Here is a 25,534-nt window from a genome sequence, read left to right as displayed (position 1 = left end):
AGGACGCAAAGGAAAAAGAGGCACGATTGTCGATAGGCGGCGATAAATCCGATGCCAGTAAACAGCAATGCTAAGGATTCGCCATCAACCAATTCTTCGGAACAAAAGGGTTCCCTCACTCCGTTCGGGACAAGAGCAAAAGCTAGATATCGTACTTCTTCAGCAGATGCCTGAACGATCGATAGGAAACTTTGAGCAGCTCGGCAGCGCGGATCTGAACGCCTCCGGACTGTTGCAGGGCTGATTCAATCAGCGAGCGCTCAACGCCAGCAACGTACTTTTCAAAATCAATTCCATCGCTGGGAACATCCGGGCTGCTGTGGCCGTTGCTGGAAGCGGCTACGGCCCGGGCACGCGGACGGTCAGCCTCAAGATCGACCCGGAGTTCATTGCCGGTTTCCATGGCGACGGCGCGCTCAATGGTGTTTTCCAACTGGCGCACGTTGCCGGGCCATTCAAAGGCTTTGAGCGCATCGAGTGACTCCTGCGAAATCCGCAGGATGCTCTTTTGCGCCGCCGTGGAATATTTCTTAAGAAAATGGTTGGCCAGCAGTTCCACATCGTCACGGCGCTCACGCAGCGCGGGCACCTGGATTGGGATGACGCTCACGCGATAATAAAGGTCTTCACGGAAAGTGGCGTTGGCGATCATCTCCCGCAGGTCACGATTTGTGGCGGCGATCACGCGCACATCGACAGGCGTTTCCTGCGTGCCGCCCACAGGACGGATGGTGCGCTCCTGGAGCACGCGCAGCAGCTTTACCTGCATGGCGAGGCTCATCTCGCCGATTTCATCGAGAAAAATTGTTCCGCCGCTGGCCACTTCAAAAAGGCCGCGCTTGTTCTGGCTGGCTCCGGTGAAAGCGCCTTTTACGTATCCAAAGAGTTCACTTTCGAGAAGCGTTTCCGGAAACGCGCCGCAGTTGATGGAAACGAACGGCTCCGAGGCGCGAGTGGAACACGAATGCACGGCGCGGGCGACGAGTTCTTTGCCGGTGCCGCTCTCACCATAGATCAGCACGGTGCTGGCGGTGGGCGCGACGGTGCGGATGGTGGCTTTTAGTTTTTCAATGACCGGACTGCTGCCAATAAAATTATCGAGTGAGTTGCGGCTGGCGGCATCGCGCTTGAAAGCAAAGTTTTCCCGTTGAAGCACCAGGGTTTCAAGGGCGCGTCCCACGGCGAGCTTTAGTTCTTCCAGCAGGCCGGGGCCTTTATGGATGTAATCAAACGCTCCGCCTTTAACTGCCTGCACAGCGGCTTCATAATCTTCAACGGCGGTGATAAGAATGACGGAGGTTTCCGGCGACGACTGGCGAGCAAAACGCAGCACTTCAATGCCGTCCGTCTGCGGCATCTTGATATCGGTGATCAAAAGCTCATAATTGGCGGAGCTAAGTTTCTTTTTTGCCGCTTCACCGCCGTTCACGGTCTCAACGCGATGGCCGTCTTTGCGCAGCGAAATATCCAGCATTTCGCAAATCGAGCGCTGGTCATCACAGACAAGAATGCTAGCCATGCGAGACCTCCTGGTTCAACGGCATTTCTTCAGGCTCAACCGAGGCGGCCCTGGCGTGAAGGATTTCCAAAATAAACTCCGCTCCGCTGCCCAAAGTTGACTGAGCAAAAATTCTGGCCCCATGGGCCTGCACGATCTGGTAAACGATGGCCAATCCCAGGCCGGTACCGCCTTCAAACTGAGACTGGAATGGCTCAAAGATTTTCTCAGTGAGATTGGGGGCAATGCCCGGGCCAGTGTCACGAATGCCGATGCGCAGAAAATCTCCCGATTCGCGCACAGACACTGTGATGGTCCCTTTGCCCTGCATGGCGCGCACCGCGTTTTCCAGCAGGTTCCACAACACCTGCTTGATCCTGTCAGCATCCACGGCTGCAAACGCGTCAGGCACGGCGTAGTCGCGCACGATAGTAAGATCTTTTGTCTGCGACCGGTTGGCAAGAAGCACCAGCGCATCTTCTATCAAGGGGATCAGATCCATGCGCGAGAACTTGAAACTCTTTTCGCGGGAATAAACCAGGAAATCAGAAATGATGGCATTCAGCCGCGTGGATTCGCGGGTGATGATGTTAACGAGGGTCTTCTGTTCTTCATTGAACGGCGTGACTTCAGCGAGCACGTTGATGGAGCCGGCAATCGAAGCGAGAGGATTACGAATTTCATGAGCTATGCCAGCGGCCAAACGTCCTACGGCGGCAAGCCGATCGCGCCTGCGAACTTCACCTTCGAGCCGACGCAGTTCGGTACGATCCTCAAAGGTATAAACGTAGCCGATGGTTCCCTGCTCCGGCACGATGAGAGCCGTTACGTTTACGTCGAAAGTTTTTTCCAGGCCTGACGGCGTCAGACCGCGGACCTCACTCTGGACGGAAAGCAAATTGATGGTGGGAAGCGGATCAAGAAACAGTTCAGAAATGTGACGTCCGTAAACCGAAGACGCTGTGCGCTCAAGGACTTTTTGTCCGGGAGCGTTCATCAACGTGATGCGCCCTTCAAGATCTGTGGTGATGAGAGCGCTACGAATGGAGTGGATCACGTTTTCATGCAGCGCCTGCAGACTGAGCAGTTCGCCGCTCTTGTCGCGAAGCTCCACGCCCGCCTGTCGTAACTTTGAAGACAATGAACTGGAGAGATGCGCCACCGCCAGATACGCGCAGAAATTGATGATGATAACAACCTGAAGAGACTTGAGATCGCCACGCGCGGAATATTGGAAAGAAGGTATGCGCTCAAAGTAACTCAATTCCAGAAGCGCGCCGAAACAAATAAAAGAAACCGCCGCCGTTACGTAGGCCCAGTAGCGAGGCAGCAGAATGCTGGCAACGATAATGGCGAGAGGATAGAGGAAGTTGAAAAACGTGTCGATGCCGCCGGTGACGTAAACCAGCGCGGTGATGAAAGCGAGATCGGTAAAAATCTGCACGAGGGCCTGGCGCTTGGATTCCTGCCAGAGCGAGGCCAGCAACATGAAGAAGAAAGAAACAATAAACCAGGCGACAATTACAGTTTCAAAAAAGCGGACATTGACGTTGTTGGGCGTCAGCTTGGCAATGAGAAGCTCAACAGCAAGGAGAATCGAGATGACGATGACACGAACTTTCACAAGCCATGCCAGCCACGCCCGCTCGTTAAACCTGATGTCTCCCATTTTCGCCTGTTTCTTGTTGTGTTTCGAGTGAAGACCCGCCTGCAGAACAGGCGGGCCCCGATTGTTGCTTGATTCGCGTTCGGCGAATCGTTAGCCGGAGAGTTTCGCAATCATTGAGAAGAGCGGCATATACAAAGAAATTACAATGCCGCCCACCGCGACGCCGAGGAAGCCAATCATGATCGGCTCCAACAGCGTGAGCATGTCCTTGGTTGCGGAGTCCACTTCATCTTCATAGAAATCTGCGATCTTCTGCAGCATTGCGTCCATGGCGCCGGTGGCTTCACCGACTCCAATCATCTGTGTAACCATGTTGGGGAACACGCCGCTTTCTTTGAGCGGATCAACAATGGTCCGGCCCTCTTCAACGGCTTTCCGAACTTTCATCAATGCATCTTCAAGAACGGCGTTTCCTGACGTTCTTGCGGTAATGGTTAAACCTTCAAGAATGGGAACGCCCGAAGTGATCAGCGTACCCAGGGTACGAGTAAAGCGTGCCACGGCAATCTTGCGCAGCACTGTGCCAAGGACGGGCAGGTTCAACAGCATCTTGTCGAACATATACCGGCCTTTGGGATCTTTGCGGATGTACCTGATTGCCACAAAAATGAGCACCATGCCACCTATCACGAGCCACCAGAAGCGTCCGACAAAATTGCTGAGCCCGATAACGATCTTTGTCGGCAGCGGCAAATCAACGCCCATGCTGACGAACATGTTGGCAAAGATCGGCACCACGAATTTGAGCAGACATCCCACAACCAGCGCGGCAATAGAGATAACGGAAATCGGATAGATCAACGCCGACTTCACCGCGGCTTTCAGCTTCACGGCTTTTTCGACGTAAGTGGCCAGGCGCTGAAGGATGGTATCCAGAATACCGCCGGCTTCACCCGCTTCAATCATGTTGGTGGTGAGATCGTCAAAGATCTTCGGGTACTGCCGCATCGCGTTCGACAGCGTGGAACCGCCTTCAACGCTTTGCCGCACGCCGGTCAGGCACTTCTGGAAGATCTGGTTTTCCTGGTTTGCCGCCAGAATTTCCAGGCACTGCACCAGCGGAAGACCTGCGTCAATCATGACGGAAAACTGCCGGAAGAAAACGGCCGTGTCCTTGACAGGTACTTTGCCGGTGCCCAGTTTCGGAAGGGCGAATTCTTTTCCCTTCTCTTTGATGGCCCCGGGGGTAATGCGTTCGCGGCGCAACTGCATGGTGACCGCGGCCTTGCTGTCAGCTAACCGTTCCCCGGCGACTTTCTTGCCCTGGGGGTCGGTCCCTGTGAATGTAAATACCGGCATACCGTGAACTCCTCTCGTCCTTTTTGCCTACCGACATCACTTGCCAACCCCGGGGGAGGCTGGAAAAACTTTTACCTGCGCTGCGGAGTGGCCGCGGCAACTTTCGGCGCCTGCACTCCGCGATTAATCATGTCCTGCAACTCATCCGGCATGGAAGAACGCGCCAACGCGGTCTCCAGCGTGATGGCTTTCTGGAAATAAAGCGTCGCCAGCGACTGATTAAACGTCTGCATGCCGAACTTATCCTGGCCTGACTGCATCGACGAATAAACCTGGTGGATCTTGTCTTCGCGAATCAGGTTGCGCACCGCTGCGTTGGGAATAAGAATCTCCATGGCCATGGCGCGTCCTTGTCCGCCCACACGCGGCAGCAGCGTTTGGCAAAGAATCCCTTCCAACACCAGGGAAAGCTGTGCGCGAATCTGCGACTGCTGGTGCGACGGAAAAACGTCGATAATACGGTTGATTGTGGAGGCCGCCGAATTCGTGTGCAAGGTGCCAAAAGTCAAGTGGCCGGTTTCCGCAATGCGCAGGGCCGACTCAATCGTCTCCAGGTCGCGCATTTCGCCGATCAGCACCACGTCCGGGTCTTCACGCAGCGCGGCGCGCAGCGCGTTGGAAAACGACTGCGTGTCGGAATGGACTTCGCGTTGGTTCACCAGGCAGCTCTTGTTCTGGTGCACAAATTCAATCGGGTCTTCGATGGTAATAATGTGGTCGTGGCGCTCTGTGTTGATCTTGTCCAACATGGCCGCCAGCGTCGTTGACTTACCGGAGCCCGTGGGACCAGTAACCAGAATCAGGCCGCGAGGCTTATCGCACAACTTGGAAATCACGTTCGGCAGGTTCAACTGCTGGAATGTTTTGATCTCAAAAGGAATTACGCGGTAAACGGCGCCCACGGCGCCACGCTGATTGAAACAGTTACCGCGGAAGCGGGCCAGCCCTTTCAATCCGAACGAGAAATCCAGCTCCAGCGTTTCTTCAAAGCGATGCTTCTGCGCATCGGTGAGCACGCTATAAGAAAGCTGCTTGGTTTCCGACGGCGTCAGCGGCGGCATATCCAGCGGCTGCAAATGCCCGTGAACGCGCACCTGCGGTGGTGAGTTGGTGGTGATGTGGAGGTCACTGCCAGACATGTCCAGCATCTTCTTTAACAGATCGCTTAGTGTCACATTCATGGTGATTCCCTGTTCTTCCTAATGACTCTTGGCTCTCGACTCTTGCTCTTTGCCTTTAGCCCGTCTCGCCTGCATCTGCTTTAGCTGAGCTAATTGCCAATTGCTAGTTGCTAATTGCTGCTTAGTGCAATGTCTCTCTTGCCACTTCTTCCAACGTGGTAACGCCTTCCTTCACTTTCACCAAACCGCTGCGCCGCAGCGTGATCATGCCGCGTTCAATGGCCTTCTTTTTTAGCTCCACGGCGGAAGCGCCAATCAAAATCAATTCGCGGATTTCGTCGTCCACTTCCATCACTTCATACAATCCGGCGCGGCCTTTGTAGCCTGTTCCGTTGCACACAGAGCAGCCTTTGCCCTTGAAAATCTTTACCGTCTTGGCCTCTTCTGGGGTAAATCCGGCGTCCACCTTGGCCTGCGGTGGCATGGGAACTTCTTCACGGCATTCAACACAGATACGCCGGATAAGCCGCTGCGCGCAGATCAAGTGCACGGCTGTCGCCACAAGAAAAGGCTCAATGCCCATGTTCATCAAACGGCTGATGGTTTCCGGCGCGCCGTTGGTGTGCAGTGTGGAAAGCACCAAGTGTCCGGTAAGAGCGGCCTTAATCGCAATTTCAGCGGTTTCAAAGTCGCGGATCTCGCCTACTAGGATCACGTTGGGGTCCTGCCGCAAAAAGGCGCGCAGCGCCGCGGCAAAATTCAGGCCAATGGATTCCTTCATCTGCACCTGATTGACGCCGTGCAACTGGAACTCTACCGGGTCTTCCGCGGTAATAATGTTGGTGTCAGGCTTGTTGAGCAGTGAGACGGAAGAATAAAGAGTGTTGGTTTTGCCTGATCCCGTGGGGCCCGTGACCAGCACCATGCCGTAAGGCTTGAGCACAGCGCGCTGGAATTTTTCCAGCGACTCCGGCTCAAAGCCCAGTTTGGTCATATCCAGCCGCAGGTTTTCTTTATCCAGCAGCCGCATGACAACTTTTTCGCCCCACAGCGTAGGCAGGCAGTTTACGCGAAAATCGAGTTGCTTTTTCTTGCCGCCAATCTGCATCTTCAGCATGATGCGCCCGTCCTGCGGCAGGCGCTTTTCGCTGATGTCCATCTTGGCCATGATCTTGATGCGCGAGGTGATGGCGTCTTTCAATTTCATAGGCGGAGACATAATGTGCTGCAACACGCCGTCAATGCGGAAGCGGACGCGGTATTCTTTTTCGTAAGGCTCAATATGGATGTCGCTGGCGCCGCGCTTCACCGCGTCCGTCATCACAATATTCACCAGCTTTACGATGGGCGCTTCGTCGGCCGATTTTTCCAGTTCGGCCAGGTCCATCTCATCCTGGTCGGCTTGCAGTTCAACGTCAGCCTCGTCACCCATTGCGGCCAGCAGCTCATCCACATTCGATTCCTGCTGCGAACCGCCGTAAGCTTTCTCAATCGCGTCCATGATGGCGGATTCAGACGCCACCACCGGCTCAATGTTGAAGCCGGTCATGAACTTGATATCGTCCATGGCAAACACGTTCGTCGGGTCCACCATGGCAATCGTCAGCGACGCGCCAACGCGGCTGAGCGGAAGAATCTGGTAGCGCTTGGCTGTCTCTTCCGGAATCAGCTTGACTACGGAAGAATCGATTTCAAAATATTGCAGATTAATGGCGGGAACGCCGTACTGCCGCGAGAGAAAATTCGTGACTTCCTCATCGCTTACAAATCCCAGGTGGACCAGCGTGGAACCCAGGCGTGAATTGGGGCCGGACTCACGCTGCGCCTTCAGCGCCTTATCGAGTTGGTCGTGCGTGATGATCTTCTCTTTGACCAGAAGATCGCCTAGCCTTTGCGACATAGTCAGTAGCAGGTCCTGGATGAATTTGTCTCAAGCGCACCATGTCTCAAAGAGGCCGGGGGACAGCCGCTGGCGAGCGGGAAAACTTGAGTAGGGCGATTGTGTGCCGGGTGACAGAAATTGTCAATCAGCCGTTCCCCTCTAAGGTTCATGCACTTACGGGAAGAGTAAACAGGCACGATTGGAGAATTAAGGGAAAGCTCGGATGCCGGGCGCTTTGCCCAATATTCCCAATATTAAGGATGTGACATTTCCCGGGCCGTCCCCTAGCGGGAATTCCTTAAGCGGCCAAGAAAATTGCGGACCGCAGGCCCCGGGTCACCAATCAATTGGCGGCGGCCCTCCGCTCCCAGTCTGGTGCCTTAGTTACCGCCACCCGTTGGATATCCAGCACGCTATTTATTATTGCTCGCAGGCTCGACTTCATTGATGCTACCGTGGATCAGCAAGGGCGGTTCTCGTGGGATATGCCGATGGGTGCATTGGCGCATGTGTCACTGCCGGACCAAATTCCTTTAGCGCACAGGGCACCATCGCGCGCCAGGCGACGGGAAAGGGCTTGTTCGCAGCTTTTGATGGAAGATCTAATCAGGAAACGACCCGCTCAATGAGTAAGAACGCTCTCGCATTCCAAGGACCGCAATGAATTGTAGGAGCGTCCAAACTAAAGCCGGTATCGATCACTCCGCGACAGTAGCATACCGCAGCACGGCAACGGAGGCTTCAGCGCATGCCGTGCAGAATCTCTTATGCCGATGGAAAGCCTCGTCGGCCTCACGGTGAGTGTCGCCCAGGGTTTCTATTTCTTGCATCTCATTGTCGTCTTTTTTAGCGCTGGAAAAAAACTCCAGCAGCCGTGCTTTAAACAACTCATCTGCATGGGACGCCCTGGCAAAGAGCTCCCTCCCCCGTGTGCAAAGTTGTTGGTGCATGGCCGTGATTTTCGCCCGAGTCGGCAATGAAGTCCATAGGCTTTACAGGCTTTTTACATCGAAGATGGACAGAATTTACTTAGAGAGATTTCTTGCGCGAAGCTGCTTTACATAGTGGTCGCTTCAAGATTAGCCGCCGCTCTCACGCAACAAACTTATAGCCCAGACCCGGAACGGTCACGATCATGGCAGGCTGCTTGGGATCTTTTTCCAGCTTCTGCCGCAGACTCCCGACGTGCACATCCACGGTGCGTGTGAAAGTTTCTTCGCTGTAGCCCCAGACTTCTTTCAGTAGCACTTCGCGGGACAATGTGGTTCCCGGATTTTGCGCAAAGTAACGGAGCAAGCGGAATTCCCGCGCGGAAAGCGGCAGCACCTTGCCTTCACGTGAAACAGTTGTGCCTTTCAGGTCGATCCGCACTGGGCCAAACTGTAATACATCCGCTTCCTTTGGATGCACCGCGCCACGCCGGATCTGCGCCTCAATCCGCGCCAGCAGTTCCAGCACTTCAAAAGGCTTGGTTACGTAGTCATCCGCACCGATCTTTAATCCCAGAACTTTATCCACCAGTTGGCCGCGCGCGGTAAGCATGATGATGGGCGTTGCGATCCCGGCTTTGCGAATGTCGCGGCACACGTCATTGCCGTTTTTCTTCGGCAGCATCACATCCAGGATCACCAGGTCATACGCGCCTTCAATGGCTTTGCGCAGACCTTCTTCGCCGTCCGATGCCGTATCCAGCGCGTAGCCTTCCGCCTTGAGACGGTCGGAGAGCGTCATGCGCAGGTCTTCTTCGTCTTCCACCAACAGGATTCGTTCGGTCATCGGGAGAAGCCCGGCTCCGCGCCCGCCGGTTTATCCGTCGCGCCGTGAGTTTCTTCCGCCTTGCGTTCCTGCGCTACCGGAAGATGAATAGTAAAGGCGCTTCCCTTGCCCAGCTCGCTGCTTGCAGTAAGGCGCCCACCCATCGCTTCCACGATTGTCCGCGCCAGCGGCAATCCCAGGCCGGTTCCATGGATTCCGGATTCACTTACCGCGGGGCTGCGGTAAAAAGGCTCAAAGATATGTTTGATCTCGTCTTTGCTAATGCCGATTCCCTTGTCTTCCACGGTCAATTTCACTTCCTCAACGCGGCCAGAGCCTTTCACAGCGACCGCTGAAATCCGCAGCCACCGGTTCTCTCCGCCATATTTCACGGCATTGGTAATCAGGTTCTGCAAGCTGCGCACCAGCGCGGAAAAGTCGGCGTTCACCGCCGGCAATCCGCTCTCAATACGGCGTTCCACGGTGAATCCCGCCGCTGCCACCTCAGAGCTTGTGCCCTCCAGCGCGGCATCAATTACCTCTGAGATACCTACCCGCCCGTATGAAAGATTGCGTTGCGGTTGCTGCGTCGCCGCAAAAAGTAATACCTGCTCTACCAACTGAGTCAACTGCCGGCTCTGCTTTACGATGGTGTTGCCGTAACGGACCAGTTGCTGCTTGTCTTCCACCACGCCATGGGCAATGTTTTCCGCCGCCGACGAAATAACCGCCAGCGGTGTTCGCAACTCGTGTGAAACGCCCGCCACAAAATCCATCTGCAGCCTCGCCAGCCTGCGCGCCCGCTGGCTTGCGACAACGATCAGCCCCATCGTAATAGCCAAAACTCCCAGCACGCCAAAGCTTGCCATCAGGTTGCGCCGCCGCAATGCGCCCACGGCCGCTTCCACCGATCCGCTCTTGTGTGTGGCCGTGACCTGCCACATGCCATGGCTTTCAGCATAATGAAATGGATCAAATCTTGGCAGCCGCTCCAGCGCCGCCATGTGCTGCTCATCGCTTTGCTGCGTGCGATCGGCGCGGGGCCGCGCAGGCCCAAAAAATTCCATGCCCGCTTCCGGCGGTCCCGTATGTCCGAAAGGAGGCCCCACCAGATTTAAAGTTGCGTCCGGTGGCCGGTCCTTCTCTTCGCCCGATCCAGGCCCGGACGAATAAATCACGCGCTCGCCATCATTGCTTACCGCTTTAACCGCAACGTAGTAGTCCATTCCCGATGCGCTGCCAAAAAGCTTTTGCGTCAGCTCAGGAAAAATTTCTTTTTGCAGCACGCTTGGATTTAGCTGGATGACCAGCCACGTAACATCGGCCCTGTTCACAGGTCCGTCTGAAGACGTGTGCCGCCGGATGGGATATGCCACAGCCGGTATCGATTGGTCAATGGCCCAGGGCATCATCATCTCCTGCATGCGCCCACGCATTCCAGTTCCTCTGCGCAAGCCTTGCCGCGGGCGTCCATCAAAGTTTCGTCGCGGCGCAAACTCAGAATGCCGCACGCGCTCATGCGCTTCAGACCCTCCGGCTGGCGGATGATGCGCCGTGGTGATCTCCAACAACCGTTGTTGCATTGGATCAAATTCTGCCGGCCATGCACTCCGTTCAAACTGCCCGCTGGCCGGGTCAAACCGCAACGGCTGCTGGTGCGTGGGATCAGCCCATAGATAGATATGTGAAACCAGGTTTGGATGCGCCGCGGTCTGTTGCAGGCGATGAAATTGGTCGCTCAGCTCTTTGGGATTACTCGCTTCAGAACTGTCCGCGATGGTCCTTATTTCAACTGCAACCGCGCCTAGCTCGTGGTTAAAATCCTGCCGGAAACTCGCTAAAGACGTGTGCAGGTTGGCGAGCATCTGCGACAGTGTGGCATCGCTCACCTGTCCGCTCCACCGATATTGCAGTACGGCCAGGCCTACCAACACCGCCGCCATCGCGGGTATCGCCACCCATCGCAGAAGACGTTCTCTGGCCTGTGCTTTATTCATTCACTTAGACTTGATAGACGGTAGGCAGCGCGCGCCTGATATTCCGTGCCGATTCTCGCCTCATTAGATTATATGTCTGCGTCATTCCGGCTGCGCAATGTCCTCTGCTCGCTGGCCTGGGCGCAGAGGCCGCTCCAGCAATGCGCTGAGTTCCGGCAGGAATCTGGGCTTGTAAATCACCGCCTTCGCTCCGCATCCGGCACAGGCCGCGCGAAATCGCGGGCTCGTGTCCATGGACATCAGGATGACCTCAGTCCCAGGGGCCATCTGGGAGAGCAGCAGCGTCGTTCTTAGCCCACTCATCCCTGGCATGTCCGCGTCCATCACAACCAGCTCCGGTTTGAGTTCAAGCACGGCATCCAATGCCTGTGTACCGCTCTCTGCCCGGCCAGTTACTTCCACCACCTCATGATGTTCCAGGAGCGAGCAAATCGCGTGCAGGATTGTCTCCGAGTCATCCACCACCAGCGTCCTTTTCCTGACCGGCGCCAGCGGAACTGGTTCAACCGTTTGCGTACGGATTGCTAACGATCCCAGAGACATACAACACCTCGTCCGAAAAAATTCCCTAACGTAAAGATTAATCAGACTTTGAGCCTTCCGGAGTAAACAAGCCGACAAGGGTTTGTAAAGTTCTTGTAAAGAACCGTCTTAGGCTGGATTTTAAAGGTGTATCTGCAAATATGTCAGGCAGGTGAAGGACAGGACGCCCGTAAAAAACCAGGAAAAACCTCAGGCGATCCTGTCCTTCGTCGCGGCTGCGCCAACTTAGAAAGAAGCGCCTGGCGGCGGATCACCGGGCCCACCATGCCCACCGTGTCCCCAGCCGTGCCTACGCATCCCCATGCCACGATGGCTTTCAAGATCGTTCATCTTGGCCTGCTGGTCGGGCGTAAGTGTCTGGTAAAACGCAGCTTGCGCCTTGGCATGTGCCGTAATCATCTGCGTGGTAAGGTTGCCGATTGTGTTGGCCGCCTGCTCAATCCCGGCGCTATCGTTCTTCTGGATTGCCGCTTTCAGGCTGTCATGCGCCGACCGCATCTGGTCATGGTTTGCTTTGGCATTGCTCGCTGCGTCGCTGAAAATCGTGTTCGCCTGCTGTTGCTGTTGGGGCGTCAATGACAGCTGCTTGGTCAGGAAGTCAAGATGGCGCTGCGCCATCTTCCCCGGGTCGGGCGGATTACCGTGTTGCGCCATGGCAAAAACGCTCGCCAGGGCCAGGACTGCGGTTGTTACTTTCAAGAGGGTTGTTCTCATTTAAGTGTTCTCCGTGAAAATGCTCTTTGTAAATCTATGAATAAAGCCCTTTTTGCTGCTGAAGAATGCTGCCTATGAATCAGCGCAAAAGCGCTGCATTACCGTACCGAACTCCTGCCGGAAATTCTCTTTGTGGACAAAATCAAATGCGCCCGCCTCTTCGCAAGCTTTCCGCAACTCAGGCGATTCGTCTGTAGACATGAGCACCACCCGCGCTGACGGGAACCGGTGCGCGAAAAACCACGCCAGGGTAAGCCCATCGAGATACGGCATGTTCACGTCCATCAGGACCATGTCCGGTTTTGTTTTCATTACTGTCTCAATGGCTTCGACGCCTTTCCCATCGCGCGCCACCACATCAATTGCGGGATCAAGTTCCAGCAGTTCGCAAGCCACTTGCAGGAACGTTGGTGAATCATCAACCACAACCGCTCGAATACGGCTGGGATCAGGTTTGCACAAGACTTCTTGCGCCAGTTCATTTCTCAACATCACTTGAGCAGGTGCTGCCATCCGTCCTCACCTCGGTAAAACGTCCTGTGTTTATAGGAACACCTTTCCTTGGCATGGTGGGTAAAATGGCGGGCAGCGCGATGTAAAGAGGGTGTAAAGAAGGGCTTTCCATGGCACAGCGGCTGTCTTGAGCGCAAAATTTAGCGAAGTTTTGGCTAGATCGATAGCGCCATTCGCAGAGCACGATCAACGTCTGCAATCTTTGCGGGAGGAAGCTGTGCTACGAAGTGTGAGAGCTCTGTTTTCCGCAGACTGACCAAATTGTCACACATGATCCAGCTTGGATGTTTCAATCCTTCCTCCGGCCCGATGGCTACTTGCGTTGAGAGCGCCTGACCATTGGAGAACACAGGAGCGCAGACTACGGTGGAGAATTTTGAATCGATGAGCACCTGCCGGCTTACTATAACAAATAGACGATGCTGCTTGGCATCGCCGCCAGGCTTGTGCACTCGATAGATTTCACCACGCTTCATCTACCGGGTCACTCGTCGCCGACTTGATAATCCAGGATATCTGCAGCCTCCAGATTGAGGGTGTCTGCCGCATCATTGAGCAATGCCAGGTCGCGAGCCTCGGTGGCCACTCTCTCTCTTTCGCGAAGGTAACGACGCAATACCCGCTCTATTATTGCTGAACGTGAGTGTTTCGTTCCTGCCAGACGGTCGATCCCAGCCAGGACCTCTGGGGAAAGCGTGACCGAGGTCTTTTCTTTCATAGGAGAATTATACTACTTATTATCTTACTCAAGTAGTATTTTTGATGTTCGCGCTTACCACCGCAGCGAACTTTGAGATCACAGGCGTAATGTGTTTTCCTGCCACTGTCCATACCTTGTCACATTTGTCATCCCCATGCCCCGGTGATAACATCGCTAGCTTGTGGAGGTTGTCTGATGTCGGATAGAGATAGCGGTAACAGTCTATTGTGGTTCCTTGCTGGACTCGGTTTTGGCGCGCTGATGGGCGTGCTTTATGCTCCCCGCTCTGGCCGCGAAACTCGCGATGCCCTGAAGAACACCGCGCAGGAAGGCGGAGAATACATAAAGACCCGCGGACGTGAAGCCAAGGAAACCGTGAGCCAGTGGGTCGATCGCGGCAAGGACGTCGTCGGTCAGCAGAAGGAGAAGATCAGCGCCGCCATTGACGCCACTCGTCAGGCGTATCGTGAAGCTTCAGAAGGCAAAAAAGGCTCCTAGAGGCAATCGATACTCAAGTGGATAATCACATCATCACAGCCTTTGTGGTCGTCGCCGCGGTAGCCATTGTGGTGCAAATGGGCGTTCTGCTTGCTCTCTACATGGCGCTGCGGCGGACCTCAGAGCGTATGGAAGGCATTGCCGGACGCCTGGAACAGCAGGCCACTCCGGTACTGGCCACCGCCGCCGCGATTCTTGACGACGCAAAGCCGAAAGTTGCCGAAATTACTACCAATCTGGCCGAGACATCCGCGTCCCTGCGCACTCACGCGGGCCAGATTGGCAACGCCGCCAGTGAAATTGCGGAGCGTGCGCGCATGCAGGCCGCTCGCCTGGACGAGTTCGTCATCAGCGCCGCTCACAAAGTTGAAGCCACCACTGAACTGCTGCAAGACAAAGTCCTCTCGCCCATGCGCCGCGTGCGCTCGATAGTGACGGCTCTCAACGCCGGACTGAGCTTCTTCAAATCGAACCGCCCACGTCACAGAAAAAATTCCGGCGAAGTTGAAGACGAAGAAATGTTTATTTGATTTGCCCTGTCCCGAGCGCAGCGAGGGATCCCTATACCAACTTCAGTCTCGAATTTTGTGGATATGCTATATCCACTACGGCAGGTTTGAGGCTGATGATTCACTCACCCTACGACGCGCCATCCGGTGGCGAGCCACTAGAATTCTAGACATCTTCGATCAGTTGCAGAGATGACTCGACGCGCAAGTCTCGCCGCTTATATGTTTCCGCCTCTATCGCATTTGTTTTTTGATCAGCGCTTATCTGCGAAGATCTGCGGCGAACTACCTGCCGAAATGGACCGATACATGTCCGCCGGGCGGGATTCTCGATCCAGCCGCCGGTGACTGTTCCTGCCCCACTCCGCTGCCATTGACTTCCAATTCCAGTCCCGCCGACTCGGCTTCTTCCAGCGCTGCACGCAATGATTTGCCGTGAAAATCAGGGACCAGCACTCCGCCGGCAACATCAAGCACAACAGTTCCGTGCGGCGGATTGTTCGTCTCAAGAGCGGTGTTCTGTAGCGTCGCTGCGGGTTGGGTAGGACCGATCAATGGAACCGCCGGCTTCACTATCTTGCTTGTCGCCGCAACGGTCCGCACCTTTGGATCCTGCTGCACCGGCGCTTGCTGCGGCGTAGTCTGCCCTTGTGACGAAGTCGGAGCAGCCTGGGTATCTACATTCTCTTGCGCGCTGGCAATGTAATCCGGCGCTCCTTCAGCAATGTCATCTTCTTTAGTGTGCGCTTTCAGCCACATGCGTCTGGGATCCTGCAATTCCACATCGTGCGGCACACTCATATAGGCCAGCACCTGCTGTGCAATGCGAGCAAACACCGGAGCAGCAGCCTCTCCGCCGCCATCTTTGGGATATCCCCCCGCCGGAGAATCCAGCACCACCAGCACCGTAACGGCAGGATTATTGACCGGAGCAAAGCCCGCAAACGACGCGATGTGCTTGCTATGCGAATATCTGCCGCTGGCATCTATCTTTTGCGCTGTGCCGGTCTTGCCCGCGGAACTATAGCCATCGAGAATCGCTTTCTTGCCCGTTCCCCGCAATACCACGCCTTCCATCATGTGCTTCATTTCGGCCGCCGTAAGCGGAGAAATCACGCGCCTGCCCATCGGAGGATGAAACGCGATCAGCTGCGGCGTGCTTCGGGGCGCTGTGGTTCCAGCAACAATCCGCGGAGCCACATACAGCCCATCATTCGCGATCGTTGAAACCATGGACGCCAGCTGCAGCGGCGAAACGCCAATCTCCTGTCCCATGGATATAGCGCCAATGCTCACCTTCGACCAGCGGCTTACCGGCTTGGTCAATCCACGAGTCTCGCCCGGCAATTCAATCCGCGTCTGCGCGCCAAAGCCGAACGCGCGTATGTAGCGGTCAAAGCGGTCCTCACCCAGGCGCAGCGCAATCTTAATTGCTCCTACGTCGCTGGACTTTTCCAGGATTTGTGTCACCGTCAACCCGCCGTACGCCTTGTGATCGTGTATGCGAAGCCCGTTCAGCACGATCGAACCCATCTGGCAATCAACTACCTCGTCCGGGGTCGTGATCTTCTCTTCCAGCGCGGCGGCCAGCGTCACCAGCTTGAATGTCGATCCCGGCTCATAGACATCACTCACCGATCGATTTTTCAGCGCCTGCGGATTTACTTTGTTAAAGACATTCGGATTAAATGTAGGCCAGTTTGCCAGCGCCAGCACTTCGCCGGTATGCGGGTTCTCCACAATCACGGTGCCCGCCTCGGCATGCGTATCGTCGATGGCCCGCGCCAACTCACGCTCCACGATGTACTGAATTTTTTCATCGATGGTGAGCACCACGTTCTCGCCGGGATCGGGTTGCTTTTCCACGCGGCCCAGCCAGCGCCGCTTGTTGTCCATGGTGATCAGCATCTTGCCCGGCTTGCCCGTGAGCTTTGACTGGAACTCGCGCTCCACTCCGCCGAGCCCATCATCGTCCAGTCCCACATAGCCCAGCACCTGGGCGGCAAGTTCACCTTTGGGATAAAAGCGTTTTGCTTCTTTCTGGAAGTAAATGCCCTTCAGGTTCAGTGCTCGGATACGGGCGCTGGTCGGGTTATCAATCTTGCGTGCAATCCAGGCAAATGCATGCGAGGCGCGCATGCGCTCTTCAATCTCACTCGCATCGGCCTTAAGCACACGCGCCAGCACCTGCGCTGTGGAATGAACGTCAGGCACTTCGGAGGGCACTGCAAAAACCGAATCCACATTGACCGTCATCGCCAGCTCATTGCCGCGACGATCATAGATATTGCCGCGCACCGGCGAAACTTCAATGCTGCGCTGCTGCTGCTTGGCCGCGCGCTGCGTGTAGTCGCCGTAATTGATGATCTGCAACCAGACCAGCCGTCCGCAGATAACAAGAAACCAGAATAAAAGGAAGCCGAGAAGAATGTAGAGACGCTTGTTGGCGATTTGATTGGACTGAGCCATTTATTCCCGAAGTGGTCGCCTTGATGTTTGCTGGCGGCTATGAGCTAATTCAAACTTTTTTCAAAACAAATAGAAGTGGACGAGCCCGACTTGCGCGGCAAGATGCTTGCCTCAGGTGCAGAAAAGAATTGCGCTCGGACAGGGATCTCAAGCGGTTTGCAAAAAAACGGCAACCCCGGCTGTTTTTCCGGAGTCGCCATCGAGCACCGGAAACTCCGGAGCAAGGTCCACCACCAAAACTTATGCCGCAGCCAGGTTACTGCGCCGTGATCACAGCCACGGTCGTTGCCTGCGCCATGATGGGAGCGCCCACGTCGTCCGGATTCAGGCGGATCACCTGCCCCGGCTGGGTCGACTCAAGTCCCATCTTGCGTGCCAGCGCATCAATTCTGCCGGGATCGCGCAATGAAGCCGCTTCCAGCGTGAGCGTGCGATTCACCTCGGTCAGGCGATCGCGCTCGGCCTTCTGCGCTTCAATGCGGTAGCCATATTCAATGGAACTGAAGTGCTGCCACGCATAAAACATCATCACCATGAACAGCGCAGCCACAGCGGCTGAAAAGATCCTGATCTCGCGCCGGCGCTGCGGATCTGTCACCTTGACCAGCCGGGAATTGTCGATGGTTTTCTGAAAGTAAAATTCCGGCGTGATCCCGGCCACGCTGCGACGCACCGCTGCGCGCGAATCTACCGGCGTGATCATTCCCGTAATCTGCATTGCCGTCGCGGCCATTTACGCTACCTCAACCATTTCCTGGCGCCATTCAAAGCGGCGCAGTGGATATTGGCGCTCCAGCGCCGAAGCCTGTATCTTTTCCTGTTCGCGGGCGTGATCTTCCGCACGCACCACACTGTTGATCAGCTCTTCAATCGTTGTTCCTTGAAACATCGTTTTGTCCTCAGCTTTTCTCGAGGGATCTTTTATTCCGGGGCGGCGCCGTTAAGAGGAAGTAATTCGCCCAAGTACAAAAAAGGAAGGCAGCGTCTCCCCGGAAACTTTTTGCTTCGCCTGCCTACCACGGCCAGACGAAGCAAAATTCATTTTCTTTCCGCGGCCCGCATCTTTGCGCTGCGCGACCGTGGATTGCGATCGATCTCTTCTTGCGTCGCCGTGAGCGGCTTCTTTGTCAAAACTTCAAAGATGCCGGCCTTGGCTCCGTCCCGCAGCGCGTCTTTCACGATGCGGTCTTCCAGGGAGTGGAAGCTGATCACCACCAGCCTGCCTCCCTTCTTCAGGACATCAGGCGCTGCGTCCATCAACGCCTGCAGGTCCTCTAGTTCGCGGTTTACGAAGATTCGGATTGCCTGGAAAGTTGTGGTCGCTGGATGAATCCTTTGATGAGCCCCGGTATTCATTGACCGGAGCGCAGCCGATATGACTTGTGCCAGATGAGCGGTACTTCTTATCGGCCGCGCCCGGACAATGGCTCTGGCGATTCTCCGCGACCTCCTTTCCTCACCGAATTCGTAAATCACATTTGCGAGGTCTTCTTCGCGCATGCGATTTACCACTTGATCGGCGGTGCGCTCTCCCTGCGGGTCCATTCGCATGTCGAGCGGCCCTTCCGCCTGAAAACTGAATCCGCGCGTCGCGTCGCTGAACTGCAGTGAACTTACGCCCAGATCCGCCAGCAGTCCGTCAGCAGAAGCTAACGGAACATGCTGGGGGAGCTCGGCGTAAGAGCTGTGCAGCAGGGTAATCTTCGGACGGTTATCACCTCCGACCCGAGAAAGCCTCTGCTGCGCCAGTTCGATCGCGTGGGTGTCTTTATCGAAGCCAATCAAATGACCCTGTGGGCCTAGGCGCTTTGCGATTTCTAAACTGTGCCCGCCCAATCCCAGGGTCGCGTCGATATAGGTCCCGCCGCGCCGGATTACTAAAAAGTCGATCGCTTCTTTTAAAAGAACTGATACATGGCCAACTTCCCCACCGCCATGCGCCCCCTTGGGGGCTTCGTCTTGCCCAAACTCGTCCGCCACTAGATGCCCAGTTCGTCGAGAGTTTTCTCATCGTCCTGCGTGAACGGGTTCTCTTCTATGTCCTTCTTGTAAGCCTCGATGCTCTGCACTTCGAGGTACGTCAAATTGCCGACAACGGCCACTTCGCCCTGAATCCTGGCCGTCTCGCGCAGCAAAGCCGGTATCAGCACCCGGCCCTGTCCATCGATTTCCACCAACTGGCCATAATAGTTGGTGCGGTTCAAAAACTTTTTCTTCGTCGGATTGAAATTGGAGAGCTTCGCCAGCTTCTCCTCTATCCGCTGCCACTCCTCGAAGGGATACACTTGAGCAACCTTCCCATCGAGCGATGTGATGTAAAATTGCGTGCCGTACTTCTCGTCGATCAGGCGCTTGAATTCCGCGGGGACCTTTAAACGTCCCTTCTCGTCGACCCGAGTTGGATGGTTGCCGCGAAACATTGTTCTTTCTAGCTGCTAATCCGGTTACAACCGGTAATAAGGAGGCAAAAACGGTAAGTTCTAGCTTTATTTCTGGCTCGGTCACGGTAATTTGGGGATTTTTTAGCTTCATTTTCCCTTTGGCTACTTTTGACCACTTACCCCTTGAACCGATCTAGCTCTTACCACTTTCAACCACTTTAGACCACATTCTAGGCCTAAACAGTTGTCTGTCAAGGACTTTTTTTAGGGTCATGTGTGGAAAACCGCTTTCGATGTTTCCGTGGCCGGGGCTTGTGGATTCAACGCAGAAAAACACTAGCTATAGTGTTTACAAAAAAGGTTCAGCTACTCTGGTCTTCGCCAGAAATCGCCCATCGATGAAAAAAGCTCGCAGCGCAACAAAGATTTCGCACGACGCTCCGTTCTCTTCCGAACAGATTCACGCCTTCCGTTTGCGCCGCCATCATCTCCTCGACAAATCTGCGAAGGACCTTGTCACCATTTGCCGCGACGTCTGCGGTGTTCAGGCGCAGATCATGTCCGCAGCGCAGCTTCAGCTTTGGGCGCGCAATCATGCCATTACGCCGACGATCGTCAATGATGCGCTGTGGAAGAACCGCTCTCTGGTAAAGACCTCATTGATGCGCCAGACGCTCCATCTTGTCCCGGCGGATGAGTTTCCGCTCTATATCGCCGCGCACAAGAACGCGCGCGCAAAAGCCGTGCTCTCAATCATGGCCAGGTGCAAGATCACGCGAGACGAGGCTGATGGGCTGAGCGCCTTGATTCTTGAAGAACTCAAAACAGGTCCCGCGCCGCGCGCCGCCATCACCGCCGCCGTGCGTCCTAAAGTCAGCAAGCGGCTGCGCGTGTGGATGGACAAGGTATGGAGCATTGTGCGGCTGCCCGTGATCGAGGGCCTGGTCTGCTACGGGCCCGGCGAAGGCAACCAGGCAACATTCATCCGCACTGAGCACTGGCTGCCGGCCCAGGCCAAGGTCGATGTAACAAAGCTCGACGAAGTGGAAGCGCAAAAAGAATTGTTCCGCAAATACCTGCGCGCGTATGGCCCGGCGACGCTCAAAGATTTCGCCCACTGGTCCCTCATCTCCATGGCGGAGGTGAAGGCCCTTCGTCCTCTGTTGGATTCAGAGATTGCAGAACACAATGGCCTGCTGCTTTTGCGCGAAGACATGAAAGCGCTGCAGGCCGCTTCCCCCGAAACAGATTCTGTCCACCTGCTTCCTTATTTCGATGTCTACCTGCTGGCCCATCGCTTCAAAGAGCATTTCCTGAAACCGCAGTTCTATAAGCGCGTTTACCGCAATCAAGGCTGGATCTCACCGGTGGTTCTGATCAATGGAGAGATTGCTGGTGTGTGGAGTTATAAGCCGTCCCGCAAAACACTTGAGATCGAAGTTGAACTCTTCACCCGGGTTGGCCCGCGCATGTCCAAGAAGATAAAAGATCGCGCTGCGGAATTAGCGGACCTTTTTCAAAGCCCTCTCGTGTTTTCATTCAAAGACTAGGCGAACTTCAACGGACGTCCCATCTAACCTTTCCATCAATCGTTTGGACAATCGCCATAACCGAAATGCTAGCCGGTCAGCCTCCGCGAGAGCGGTTAATAAAAATGGTATGCTTCAGGCTTTATGAAACGCTGGCGCTGGATTCTCCTGCCGCTCGTCATAGTCCTGGTGGCCGCATGGTTCGCGTTGCCCGGCATCGTGGAGCGCCGATTCAACCGCACCCTGCACCCGCCGCCTTACCAGCCATCCGCAAAGGCTCAGGCTTTGCATCGCGCCCTTACCGTTGCAGATCTTCACGCCGACAGCCTGCTCTGGGGACGCAACCTGCTTCGCCGCAGCAGCAGCGGTCATATAGATCTCCCGCGACTCATCGACGGCAATGTCTCCATCCAGGCGTTTACAGTAGTCACCACCGCGCCGCGCAAACTCAATATCTTCCAGAACTCTGATTCCACTGACCAGGTCCGTAATATCGCCATCTTTGAAGGCTGGCCTCCGCGCACATGGAACAGCCCTAAACAACGCGCGCTCTATCAGGCCGAGCGATTGCAAAAGTTTGCCGATCAATCCAAAGGCGCGCTCGTCATCTTGCGCTCCCGTTCAGACGTACAGAAATTTCTCACCACGCGTGGTTCCACGCACGCTGTTGCAGGATTCCTGGGAGCTGAAGGCGCGCAGCCGATTGAGGGCCGTCTGGAAAATCTCGATGAACTTTACGCTGCGGGCCTCCGCATGATGGCGCCTACGCACTTTACTGACACAGCCATCGCCGGCGCTGCCGCAGGCATGAAAAAAGACGGGCTTACCACTCTTGGCCGCCAGTGGGTCCGGGCCATGGAATCCCATCACATGCTCATCGATCTGGCTCACGCCTCGCCTGCCACCCTGCGCGACGTCACCGCCATGGCAACGCATCCGCTGATCGTCTCTCACACCGGCGTGAAAGGCACCTGCAACAATCCGCGCAATTTGTCAGACGATGAACTTCGCGCCGTGGCTCATACCAACGGCGTTATCGGTATTGGCCTGTGGGATACAGCAACGTGCGGCTCTGACGCGCGCGCCGCTGCCCGCGCCATTCATTACGCGGTAAATATCGTCGGCGCTGACCACGTCGCTCTTGGCTCCGATTTCGACGGCGGCATCACCGCGCCCTTCGACTCCAGTGGCTGGGCGCTGCTCACCGACGCGCTGCTGCAGGAAGGAATTTCCGAACAGGATATTCACAAGATTATGGGAGAAAACGTGGTGAGAGTGCTGCTGGAAGTGTTGCCGTGATTTTTTATCCCGAGCGGAGTGAGGGAACCCTATCACAACAAGAATTTTTGGGATGGTGCAAGATTAACAAGCTTTCAGAGTTCAGAAGATCATAGGGCTCCCTCACCGCAAAATCGGCGGTTCGGGATTTTAGAAAGGCTATTTGCCTTTCCACACCGGTTTCCGCTTCTCCATCCATGCCGCGATTCCTTCTATTACGTCTTCGGTCTGCATCAGCTCTTCCAGATAGATCTTTTCCGCCCGCGCCAGACCTTTGTCCAGATGCATGGAATCCCACGCATAAAATGCTTTCTTGGCCACAGCCAGCGCCGCTGGGCTCAGCTTCAACAAGTGATCGACCGTCGTCTGAATCGCTGCCTGCAATTTGTCTTCAGGATGCGACTCATTCGCCAGCCCCCATTCGGCGGCTTCTTCGCCGCTGAACGTTCGTCCGGTAAAAACCAGATCGGCCGCGCGCTTCTGTCCCACCAGCGATGCTAGCGCCGTACACGCCACCGGCGGATAACATCCCAGCGTAATCTCGGGAAATCCCCATTTGGCATCCGGGGTGGTAAAGCACATGTCGCAGGCCATCGCCAGCTCAGCGCCGCCGCCCAGGCAGGCGCCGTGAATTTCAGCAATCGTGATCTTGGGAAACTTAGTTAACGCAAGAATCACGCTGTGAAATTTCTGCAACATGATCTGGACCAGGTCGGGCGTGTGCACCGCCACGTCGACCCCGGCAGAAAAAGCTCGATTCCCGCCGGTGATGATCGCGACTGATATTTCCCGACGCTGCTCTAGTTGCTGTAAGGCCGCCAGCAGTTCATCCATCATCTGGAAATCGATCACATTCAGCGGCGGATGGCTGAGTGTGATGCGGGCAAGCTGGCCGTGGATTTCAAGAGCGGTGCAAATCATAGCTTCTTTCTGAAATCCCGAACGCGCGGCTTTGCGCGTGAAAGATCCCTATTCCCTTCCAAGATATGAGTGGGCTGAGGTCTCCTCCTGCCCTACCGCACCTCATTTAGAGAGTAGGGCTCCCTCGCTTCGCTCGGGACGAGGAAAAAGCTAGCTCGTCCAGAACCCCTTGGTATCGTACTCCCTTATCGCCTTCAACTCCTCCGCGTTCGGCTCCGGCGTCGGCTTCGCATCGGGAGCGACTTTCAACTTCCATCCGGTATTTGCCAATACATCATCCACGCTCACTCCCGGATGATAGGTTGAGAGAAATGCTTCAGCGTCGTCGCCAAATCGCAGAACACATTTTGTGGTGATCACCGCTGAAGGCCCGCCCCGTAGTAGCCCCACTCGCCTGCGCCAGCCAGTGCCGTCGCCGTTCCCCGGGCTGGTAACGTAGCTCACTTTTTGCGGCAGCCGATGCTTGCCGTGCTCCAGCAATGACACAAAGCGCTGCGCCATCGACGCGATGTCGCAAGCTCCGCCCGACCCCGGCAGCCGCACCATGCCGTTCTTCCCTTGCACCTGTGTTGAATTCAGGTTCCCGAACTTGTCCACCTCAGCCGCGCCAAGAAAACCGAGGCTCACCCTGCCCGATTGCAACAGGCTCATCACCTCGAGCATTCCCAGGCATTGCGTCGCGCCCTTGATGTTTGGAGGATCAGCCATGGTGTAGATCAACTCGGGCGATGGCGTGGAGCGGATCACGCCATTCTCAAACAGTCCGATAGCATTCGGCGCGTGCGTCTTCTTGGCGACAACGAATGCAATCAGCGGCAGCCGCATGCCGACAAAGACGATCTCGCCGTCTTTGATCTCCCGCGCGGCCGCTACGACCATGAGTTCGTTGAGTGTGTATTGCATTTGTTTTTCTTTGTCCCGAGCGAGGCGAGGGAGCCCTATTCCCTTCGATACTCTTCAGGACCAGCAATCATAAATAATGGCGACCAAAATTTGAGGGAACCCTACGCTCTTTAAGCTCATAGGGTTCCCTCACTTCGTTCGGGATAAAAAACTACTGCACCGCGTTCAGCGCGCTCTTTCTTACCTCGCCGATCGTGAGCAGTGGATCTTTTGCGCCCGTCTTGGGCGCAATCCATTTCTTTTCTGACCCGATAATGTCCATCAGCAGCTTTTTGTCCGCCCCCGTGGGCAGCCACGTTTCGAGTTGCTGCTTGTATTCTTTTTCGTCCATGGGCTCGCCGGTCTGCGGATGAAACATCTGGCCCTTCCAGCGGCCAATCATGCGGTTGAACTGTATGTTGGGGCAATACAGCTCGGTGCTGCCCGGGCGCTGCCCAGCGCTGATGCGCTTTACCAGACCCACGCACTCATCGCGATAAAGGTGGCGGTTGTAGTCGTTCAGATTATCGAGATCGGGCGCGGTTTCATTTTTCAATTCGTCATAACGGCCCTTCAGCCCCCATGTATACGCCCAATGCGCGGAAGAAGAATGATCGGTGCCAAACAAATCATATGCGCTGGAAATCCACTTGTTGAGATACTTTTGCATCAGCCAGCCGGGAACTACGCCTGCTTCGGCGATGCGAGCCAGCCCGGTGTTGCCCGTGCCCATGTGGAAGGCTTCTTCGCGCAGCATGTAGCTCATGGAGCGGCCCAGCGGCGCAAAGGCTGAGTACTTCAGCATCTGCAACTGGAACTTGCCGTCACGATCTACAAAGTCAGTGAAGGCAAAAAAGTCCAGCCAGTTATCGCACTCTTCGTTAAACGATCCCAGCAACCGCTTGTTCTCGTACGCTTTGCGCTCCAGCATTTTCTGCGCTTCCACTTTGCCCGTGGTGCCAAAGTGGTCAATCAGCAGCGCACACATCTGCCAGCCGTGGCGCATCTCTTCGATCATCACCCGCGTCAGCGACGAGCGGTCATAGTCGCTGGGCGCGGTCTCAAACAGCCAGCGCTGCTGCTCCACGCTGGCAAATTCCGTGTCGCCCTGGTAAACGATCAGGTTCATCAGTGCGTCGCGCATGTTCTGGGTAGGAATCTGGCGCACGTTCTCCCACTTATTGCGGCCTTTGTAATAGCCAAAAGTAATTTCGTCGGTCTCAATCTCGCCGTACAGCGTATCGAATTTAAAATTGCGAATGTCGTCGTGATTGACGCCGATTTCCTCGCGCCACTCCTTAAACAGCCCTTCCCAATCACTGAACGACCCAATCTTCATTATTTTTCCCGGCATGATTCACTCCTAAAATATCTTT

The 25,534-nt window shown here is 55.5% G+C and carries 25 protein-coding genes; 4 read left to right on the top strand and 21 right to left on the bottom strand.

What is annotated here, in order from left to right:
* Positions 1–142: 142 nt before the first annotated feature.
* From LAO76_06655 to LAO76_06595, 13 genes are all read right to left on the bottom strand, one after another.
* Positions 143–1,519, bottom strand: a complete 1,377-nt coding sequence (locus tag LAO76_06655; protein MBZ5490594.1) for a sigma-54 dependent transcriptional regulator — start codon at positions 1,517–1,519, stop codon at positions 143–145.
* Entirely contained in the window at positions 1,512–3,167 is a 1,656-nt protein-coding gene (locus LAO76_06650) for a hypothetical protein (protein MBZ5490593.1), read from the bottom strand. Before LAO76_06650 ends, LAO76_06655 begins: the two co-directional genes overlap by 8 nt.
* A gap of 90 nt (positions 3,168–3,257) precedes the next feature.
* Complete coding sequence (locus tag LAO76_06645; protein ID MBZ5490592.1) at positions 3,258–4,466, bottom strand: type II secretion system F family protein; 1,209 nt, start codon at positions 4,464–4,466, stop codon at positions 3,258–3,260.
* A 71-nt stretch (positions 4,467–4,537) separates the two neighbouring features.
* Positions 4,538–5,647 carry a type IV pilus twitching motility protein PilT gene (locus LAO76_06640; protein MBZ5490591.1) on the bottom strand — a complete coding sequence of 370 codons (1,110 nt, stop codon included), beginning with the start codon at positions 5,645–5,647 and terminating at the stop codon, positions 4,538–4,540.
* Between the two features lie 121 nt (positions 5,648–5,768).
* Positions 5,769–7,487 (bottom strand): type IV-A pilus assembly ATPase PilB, encoded by a 1,719-nt coding sequence (gene pilB, locus LAO76_06635; GenBank protein MBZ5490590.1) that lies wholly within the window; start codon positions 7,485–7,487, stop codon positions 5,769–5,771.
* Positions 7,488–8,167: 680 nt separating this feature from the next.
* Positions 8,168–8,356, bottom strand: a complete 189-nt coding sequence (locus tag LAO76_06630) for a hypothetical protein (GenBank protein MBZ5490589.1) — start codon at positions 8,354–8,356, stop codon at positions 8,168–8,170.
* A gap of 205 nt (positions 8,357–8,561) precedes the next feature.
* Complete coding sequence (locus tag LAO76_06625) at positions 8,562–9,245, bottom strand: response regulator transcription factor (GenBank protein MBZ5490588.1); 684 nt, start codon at positions 9,243–9,245, stop codon at positions 8,562–8,564.
* Entirely contained in the window at positions 9,242–11,221 is a 1,980-nt protein-coding gene (locus LAO76_06620; GenBank protein ID MBZ5490587.1) for a HAMP domain-containing histidine kinase, read from the bottom strand. Before LAO76_06620 ends, LAO76_06625 begins: the two co-directional genes overlap by 4 nt.
* Positions 11,222–11,302: 81 nt before the next feature.
* Positions 11,303–11,764 (bottom strand): response regulator transcription factor, encoded by a 462-nt coding sequence (locus tag LAO76_06615; protein MBZ5490586.1) that lies wholly within the window; start codon positions 11,762–11,764, stop codon positions 11,303–11,305.
* 225 nt (positions 11,765–11,989) lie between these two features.
* Positions 11,990–12,478, bottom strand: coding sequence for a Spy/CpxP family protein refolding chaperone (locus LAO76_06610; protein MBZ5490585.1), 489 nt, complete (start codon positions 12,476–12,478; stop codon positions 11,990–11,992).
* A 72-nt stretch (positions 12,479–12,550) separates the two neighbouring features.
* Entirely contained in the window at positions 12,551–12,991 is a 441-nt protein-coding gene (locus LAO76_06605; protein MBZ5490584.1) for a response regulator, read from the bottom strand.
* 155 nt (positions 12,992–13,146) lie between these two features.
* Complete coding sequence (locus tag LAO76_06600; protein ID MBZ5490583.1) at positions 13,147–13,467, bottom strand: type II toxin-antitoxin system PemK/MazF family toxin; 321 nt, start codon at positions 13,465–13,467, stop codon at positions 13,147–13,149.
* 8 nt (positions 13,468–13,475) lie between these two features.
* Positions 13,476–13,709, bottom strand: a complete 234-nt coding sequence (locus LAO76_06595; protein ID MBZ5490582.1) for a ribbon-helix-helix protein, CopG family — start codon at positions 13,707–13,709, stop codon at positions 13,476–13,478.
* Between the two features lie 177 nt (positions 13,710–13,886).
* Between LAO76_06595 and LAO76_06590 the strand changes: the two genes are divergently transcribed.
* Together LAO76_06590 and LAO76_06585 are read left to right on the top strand one after the other, a co-directional pair.
* A complete protein-coding gene (locus LAO76_06590; protein ID MBZ5490581.1) occupies positions 13,887–14,189 on the top strand; it encodes a YtxH domain-containing protein in 303 nt (100 codons plus the stop codon).
* A 17-nt stretch (positions 14,190–14,206) separates the two neighbouring features.
* A complete protein-coding gene (locus LAO76_06585) occupies positions 14,207–14,719 on the top strand; it encodes a hypothetical protein (GenBank protein MBZ5490580.1) in 513 nt (170 codons plus the stop codon).
* A gap of 264 nt (positions 14,720–14,983) precedes the next feature.
* Here the strand turns inward: LAO76_06585 and LAO76_06580 are convergent, their stop codons facing one another.
* From LAO76_06580 to LAO76_06560, 5 genes are all read right to left on the bottom strand, one after another.
* Complete coding sequence (locus LAO76_06580; GenBank protein ID MBZ5490579.1) at positions 14,984–17,167, bottom strand: transpeptidase family protein; 2,184 nt, start codon at positions 17,165–17,167, stop codon at positions 14,984–14,986.
* A 256-nt stretch (positions 17,168–17,423) separates the two neighbouring features.
* Positions 17,424–17,900, bottom strand: coding sequence for a cell division protein FtsL (locus LAO76_06575; GenBank protein ID MBZ5490578.1), 477 nt, complete (start codon positions 17,898–17,900; stop codon positions 17,424–17,426).
* The gene (locus tag LAO76_06570; GenBank protein ID MBZ5490577.1) at positions 17,901–18,056 is read right to left on the bottom strand and encodes a hypothetical protein; all 156 of its coding nucleotides are present in this window, start codon (positions 18,054–18,056) and stop codon (positions 17,901–17,903) included.
* Positions 18,057–18,205: 149 nt separating this feature from the next.
* On the bottom strand, positions 18,206–19,147 hold the full coding sequence (gene rsmH / locus LAO76_06565) for a 16S rRNA (cytosine(1402)-N(4))-methyltransferase RsmH (GenBank protein MBZ5490576.1): 942 nt from the start codon (positions 19,145–19,147) through the stop codon (positions 18,206–18,208).
* Entirely contained in the window at positions 19,147–19,587 is a 441-nt protein-coding gene (locus LAO76_06560) for a division/cell wall cluster transcriptional repressor MraZ (protein MBZ5490575.1), read from the bottom strand. Before LAO76_06560 ends, rsmH begins: the two co-directional genes overlap by 1 nt.
* 359 nt (positions 19,588–19,946) lie before the next feature.
* On the opposite strand from LAO76_06560, the gene LAO76_06555 reads away from it, so the two are divergent.
* Complete coding sequence (locus LAO76_06555; GenBank protein ID MBZ5490574.1) at positions 19,947–21,098, top strand: winged helix DNA-binding domain-containing protein; 1,152 nt, start codon at positions 19,947–19,949, stop codon at positions 21,096–21,098.
* Between the two features lie 123 nt (positions 21,099–21,221).
* Positions 21,222–22,376 (top strand): membrane dipeptidase, encoded by a 1,155-nt coding sequence (locus tag LAO76_06550; GenBank protein MBZ5490573.1) that lies wholly within the window; start codon positions 21,222–21,224, stop codon positions 22,374–22,376.
* A gap of 138 nt (positions 22,377–22,514) precedes the next feature.
* Here the strand turns inward: LAO76_06550 and LAO76_06545 are convergent, their stop codons facing one another.
* From LAO76_06545 to LAO76_06535, 3 genes are all read right to left on the bottom strand, one after another.
* Positions 22,515–23,276, bottom strand: coding sequence for an enoyl-CoA hydratase/isomerase family protein (locus LAO76_06545; protein ID MBZ5490572.1), 762 nt, complete (start codon positions 23,274–23,276; stop codon positions 22,515–22,517).
* Between the two features lie 150 nt (positions 23,277–23,426).
* A complete protein-coding gene (locus LAO76_06540; protein ID MBZ5490571.1) occupies positions 23,427–24,179 on the bottom strand; it encodes a CoA-transferase in 753 nt (250 codons plus the stop codon).
* A gap of 151 nt (positions 24,180–24,330) precedes the next feature.
* Positions 24,331–25,512: a phenylacetate-CoA oxygenase subunit PaaI gene (locus LAO76_06535; protein ID MBZ5490570.1), complete on the bottom strand. Its 1,182-nt coding sequence runs from the start codon at positions 25,510–25,512 to the stop codon at positions 24,331–24,333.
* Positions 25,513–25,534 lie beyond the last annotated feature (22 nt).

The sequence above is a fragment of the Terriglobia bacterium genome (assembly GCA_020072645.1).
Lineage (GTDB): Bacteria > Acidobacteriota > Terriglobia > Terriglobales > Acidobacteriaceae > Angelobacter.
This window is presented reverse-complemented; position numbering and strand designations above follow the sequence as displayed.

Coding starts and splice junctions, on each gene's coding strand:
- LAO76_06535 (MBZ5490570.1), bottom strand. CDS start 25,512: ATGCCGGGAAAAATAATGAAGATTGGGTCGTTCAGTGATTGGGAAGGG.
- LAO76_06625 (MBZ5490588.1), bottom strand. CDS start 9,245: ATGACCGAACGAATCCTGTTGGTGGAAGACGAAGAAGACCTGCGCATG.
- LAO76_06590 (MBZ5490581.1), top strand. CDS start 13,887: ATGTCGGATAGAGATAGCGGTAACAGTCTATTGTGGTTCCTTGCTGGA.
- LAO76_06575 (MBZ5490578.1), bottom strand. CDS start 17,900: ATGGCCGCGACGGCAATGCAGATTACGGGAATGATCACGCCGGTAGAT.
- LAO76_06545 (MBZ5490572.1), bottom strand. CDS start 23,276: ATGATTTGCACCGCTCTTGAAATCCACGGCCAGCTTGCCCGCATCACA.
- LAO76_06645 (MBZ5490592.1), bottom strand. CDS start 4,466: ATGCCGGTATTTACATTCACAGGGACCGACCCCCAGGGCAAGAAAGTC.
- LAO76_06620 (MBZ5490587.1), bottom strand. CDS start 11,221: ATGAATAAAGCACAGGCCAGAGAACGTCTTCTGCGATGGGTGGCGATA.
- LAO76_06640 (MBZ5490591.1), bottom strand. CDS start 5,647: ATGAATGTGACACTAAGCGATCTGTTAAAGAAGATGCTGGACATGTCT.
- LAO76_06600 (MBZ5490583.1), bottom strand. CDS start 13,467: ATGAAGCGTGGTGAAATCTATCGAGTGCACAAGCCTGGCGGCGATGCC.
- LAO76_06650 (MBZ5490593.1), bottom strand. CDS start 3,167: ATGGGAGACATCAGGTTTAACGAGCGGGCGTGGCTGGCATGGCTTGTG.
- LAO76_06595 (MBZ5490582.1), bottom strand. CDS start 13,709: ATGAAAGAAAAGACCTCGGTCACGCTTTCCCCAGAGGTCCTGGCTGGG.
- LAO76_06580 (MBZ5490579.1), bottom strand. CDS start 17,167: ATGGCTCAGTCCAATCAAATCGCCAACAAGCGTCTCTACATTCTTCTC.
- LAO76_06555 (MBZ5490574.1), top strand. CDS start 19,947: ATGAAAAAAGCTCGCAGCGCAACAAAGATTTCGCACGACGCTCCGTTC.
- LAO76_06610 (MBZ5490585.1), bottom strand. CDS start 12,478: ATGAGAACAACCCTCTTGAAAGTAACAACCGCAGTCCTGGCCCTGGCG.
- LAO76_06550 (MBZ5490573.1), top strand. CDS start 21,222: ATGAAACGCTGGCGCTGGATTCTCCTGCCGCTCGTCATAGTCCTGGTG.
- pilB (MBZ5490590.1), bottom strand. CDS start 7,487: ATGTCGCAAAGGCTAGGCGATCTTCTGGTCAAAGAGAAGATCATCACG.
- LAO76_06560 (MBZ5490575.1), bottom strand. CDS start 19,587: ATGTTTCGCGGCAACCATCCAACTCGGGTCGACGAGAAGGGACGTTTA.
- LAO76_06655 (MBZ5490594.1), bottom strand. CDS start 1,519: ATGGCTAGCATTCTTGTCTGTGATGACCAGCGCTCGATTTGCGAAATG.
- LAO76_06540 (MBZ5490571.1), bottom strand. CDS start 24,179: ATGCAATACACACTCAACGAACTCATGGTCGTAGCGGCCGCGCGGGAG.
- LAO76_06605 (MBZ5490584.1), bottom strand. CDS start 12,991: ATGGCAGCACCTGCTCAAGTGATGTTGAGAAATGAACTGGCGCAAGAA.
- LAO76_06570 (MBZ5490577.1), bottom strand. CDS start 18,056: ATGTTTCAAGGAACAACGATTGAAGAGCTGATCAACAGTGTGGTGCGT.
- LAO76_06615 (MBZ5490586.1), bottom strand. CDS start 11,764: ATGTCTCTGGGATCGTTAGCAATCCGTACGCAAACGGTTGAACCAGTT.